Annotated in this window: 4 protein-coding genes; 3 read left to right on the forward strand and 1 reads right to left on the reverse strand. The window is 35.6% G+C overall.

The features are described from left to right. Nucleotides 1-105: 105 nt before the first annotated feature. From P0N36_RS14675 to P0N36_RS14685, 3 genes are all read left to right on the forward strand, one after another. Nucleotides 106-1,431: a sensor histidine kinase gene (locus tag P0N36_RS14675; RefSeq protein WP_275843617.1), complete on the forward strand. Its 1,326-nt coding sequence runs from the start codon at nucleotides 106-108 to the stop codon at nucleotides 1,429-1,431. After that, the gene (locus P0N36_RS14680; RefSeq protein WP_275843618.1) at nucleotides 1,432-2,058 is read left to right on the forward strand and encodes a response regulator; all 627 of its coding nucleotides are present in this window, start codon (nucleotides 1,432-1,434) and stop codon (nucleotides 2,056-2,058) included. It abuts the gene before it with no gap. 111 nt (nucleotides 2,059-2,169) lie between these two features. Then, complete coding sequence (locus P0N36_RS14685; protein ID WP_275843620.1) at nucleotides 2,170-3,222, forward strand: hypothetical protein; 1,053 nt, start codon at nucleotides 2,170-2,172, stop codon at nucleotides 3,220-3,222. 242 nt (nucleotides 3,223-3,464) lie between these two features. On the opposite strand, the gene P0N36_RS14690 is transcribed toward P0N36_RS14685, so the two are convergent. Then, nucleotides 3,465-3,977 (reverse strand): metal ABC transporter permease (locus P0N36_RS14690; protein WP_275843621.1); only part of this gene is annotated, 513 nt, incomplete at its 5' end.

Genomic DNA, 3,977 nt, shown 5'->3' on the forward strand with positions numbered 1-3,977 from the left:
CATTCTAAGACTGGTCATATTGGTGAATACCGTGTATCATATACATAGGCATCTTACTTGTCTAATTGGCTAAGTGAAATTGTTGGTTTAGAAAGAGCGATTAATATGAACGATGTGACCAGTACAATGATTTTTATATACTTTATTTATGGACTTGTTTTTTTCACTTTAGGTATTAGTGCATTAATGCACATCAATAGAAAACATAAAGCATTCCCCCTTGTGAATTCCATTCAATATTTAGGTCTATTTGGTCTATTGCATGGCATTGTAGAATGGTTGATCATGTTTTCATTCACAACTCTATTCAGTAATCATTTTGTCTTTTTCAGGGAATTGATTTGGATACTCAACGGCTTGTCTTTTATCTTTCTATTGTTTTTTGCCTTAAAGCTTATGAACCATTATGTTTTCAAAAAAGATTTAAGAGTACTATTCATCTTCACATCTTTAATCGGCTTAGGTATCTATATCTCGACCTTTTTTATTGGGGATAGAAATATGATGATTCGATATTTCATAGGTTTTCCAAGTGCTTTTATGACTGGATTAGCTTTGTTCTTGACTACGCAAGATCATTATTACAGTAAAATGAAATGGATGCGTTATCAACTTAATATTATGGCAGGTGTTTTTGTCCTTTATGGTTTGACTCAACTCATGGACCAATCTGTTTTTCTAAATCTTCTTGGAATAAGATTGGAAGTCTCAAGAACTTTACTTGCAATCATAATAACGTTGCTCTTTGTCAGTGTTATTCGCCTCTTTAAACTAGAGAATGATAAACGTTTGAATCATCTTATAGCAAGACAAAATGTCGCTAAAGAACGAAAGCGGTTGGCAAGAGAAATGCACGATGTCATCTTACAGGATCTTTTTTCTGTTGGAATACAAATAGAAAACTTGCAAGATGCTTATTCATCTGATACGAAATTAAGTCAAAAACTTAGTGACTCAAAAGTACAATTAAATACAGTCATGGAACGCATACGCGACTTCCTAAATACATCATCTTTTGAGAAAAATGATGTGGATGATCTCTATGTTCGTCTTCAAACCATGTTAATGAATTTTAAGACACCTGATGGTATGGCAATAAAACTAAGTATAAATAATGATCAGGTTAATTATGGGTTCATAAGTACAAATAAGCTTAATCAATTGTATTATGTTGTTAGAGAGTCCGTAATTAATGCCAATAAACATTCTCAAGGTACCTTCATCCAAATTGGTATTGACTCAACCATCACCGGACTCCGCCTGACCATCTTCGATGATGGTAAAGGATTTGACACATCGAAACCTAATGCACTTCAAGGCATGGGACTTAAGTCCATGTTGGAAAGAATTAATATGATTTCAGGAGAAATAAATATCAGAAGTGACGTAAATGGGACACGAATATCGATTATAGTCCCATGGGAGGTATAGTTGGAAAATAAGATTAATATCATGATTGTTGATGACCATGCAGTGGTAAGATTAGGGCTCGCATCCCTCTTAGAAAAGAATGATGCCTATAATGTGTGTTGTGATGCAGAAACAAGCGCTGAAACTTTTAATAAAATCGCAACCTCTGCTCCCGACTTAATTCTTTTGGATTATAAGTTGCCGGATGGAGACGGCGTCACTATGTGCTATCAGATTAAGAAAAAATACCCGGCTATCAAAATTATTATCGTTTCGGCATTCTGTGATGATTATATAATAAAAGAAGCTCTGCAGGCCGGTGCGGATGGCTATTTGATGAAGACAATAGATAGAAAGATGATCCTCTCTTCCATCGAACGCGTCCTGTCTGGTGAAAAAAGTTTTGACCCTTCTTTGATTCATAATTTGGTCAACCCATCCCAGGATAAAGAACTACACACGGAACTGACCCTACAAGAAATTGAAATTATAAGCCGGATTGCTCAGGGCTTTACCAATAAAGAAATTGGAAAAGAAATGTTTATCGCCGAGAAAACAGTTAGGAACTATATCAGCCGCATCTTCGAAAAAATCGGCGTCAACAATCGTACTGAAGCTGCGTTATATTGGATAGATCGTAATAAATAAAGGACAAATGTCCCGAGAGTAAAAGGGACATTTGACAATTGTTCTTGACCTTCAAATACTATATGATAATTTTATCACAAAGAATTGTGATAGAAAACTTTGGAGGTTGTTATGAAAAAAATATTAGCAATGTTATTACTTGTGGTGTTAGTACTCACTTCAGTAGGATGCAGTTCAACGGATTATTCTGGTGAATATGTCGGTTATTCATGGAAAGGCGAATCTAAAGGTGTCACTTTTGAAGAAGCAACTGAGAAAATTGAAACAAAAATGACTTTAGATAAAAAAGGCATTATCACTGACTTTGAAATGGATTTTCTAGTATCTAAAGATGACCAATGGATTAAGAGAAATGATCCAGCAGCAACGGTTTCATTTGATACAAGTATTGAGCCCACGCCTGCTATCATAGGCTCAGATTCCGTTGAAAGCGGAGAATCTATGTTTGATATTAAGACAAATGACAAAATGTCATTGTTTGTAGTCGGTGTAGACGATGATGGTACCGTAGCTTACGGCATCGTGGATCCTATTACGCGCTATTTATTTGAAGCAAAATTCGAGGCCGATTATGATTACTCTACAAAACTAGGGCAATTGACCATTGACAACGGATTGGTTCCCACTGTGAGAACATCAGGTTCTGGATTGATTAAACTTAAGGCATTTGAAGAACTTGAGGGTCTATCCTTACTCGATTTCAGTATTTACTCCCATGTCATCAACTTGCGTGGCGTTTATAAAGATATCACCAATGATACAACCATTGAAGAATTATTGACGCTTTCAGGCGTTACTTTTGAAAATGGTAAGCCACAACCACTTGAAGGGACTCATGGATTCCATTCAATCGGTGGGTGGAATGGCAACTACAAGAATATTGCTAAAACAATGATTGGCAAAAACGCCACCGAGCTAACAGGACTTACCGACTTTGAAGGAAAGAACTACGAAGGTGACGAATACAAGTTAGGTATTGATGAAAACAATTTCTTTGGTATCTATGAGGACTCGGTAACTGGTGCTACTAAGACAATTCAAAAATCATATGAAACTGTTGCTGGTGCCACGATTCGAATTTCAAGAGAAAACACTTCATTCCAAAGAGCACTCGTTGAAGCGGGTATCATAACCGAAGAAGATGTTATCAAAGGGAGATTCTAGCATTTAGTTTTTTAGAATTAGCATAAATATGGGGCTACTGGCGGTTTGCCAGTAGCCCCATATTTATTATTTATTTTTAATTTCAAATATTGCATTATTCTCAAAGATTTATTTTTATTAACTATCACACGTTTAAGACACAAGTACTTTTTTTCGTATTTTATAAGTTGTCCCGGCTAAGAAAATAAAAGCTTGCACACAATGCTCTTTCACAATCAACCGGGACGTAACTTATAATCCATCTATTTTATATATTCCGAATTAAAACTTTCAATAATGGACTCATAGCTCTCAATCGTATATTTTCTACCACTGTCTGTAAGTTTATACACACCTGATACTTCATGAAGCTTTCCTTCATATACAAGTTGCTGAATCATTCTTTTTAGAAACTCTCTTTTACGATTTAAATGCTCATAAATAGATGAAACACCATTTTCAATTGCTTCATTTTCTTTTCCTTCATGGTGAAGAATATGAAAGAGCATGGTTTTTTTGGCAAAATCGACGGATTGGAATTTCCTTCTCCTAATAACAGAAATCATACCTCTTTGAGGTGCAAACACAAAGACAACGATAAAAGTAATACCCGTAAATAAAGCCATAGATCCCGCTATAGATACGTCATAATAAAACGCAATCTGATACCCTCCTAGCGCATTAAGAGCACCAATACCCGAACTGATATATAACATTTTCTTCAAGTCATCCGTCAGCAAATAGGCCGAAACAGGTGGCCCAATCATAAAAGCAAT

This window comes from Petrocella sp. FN5, assembly GCF_029210395.1.
GTDB lineage: Bacteria > Bacillota > Clostridia > Lachnospirales > Vallitaleaceae > Petrocella.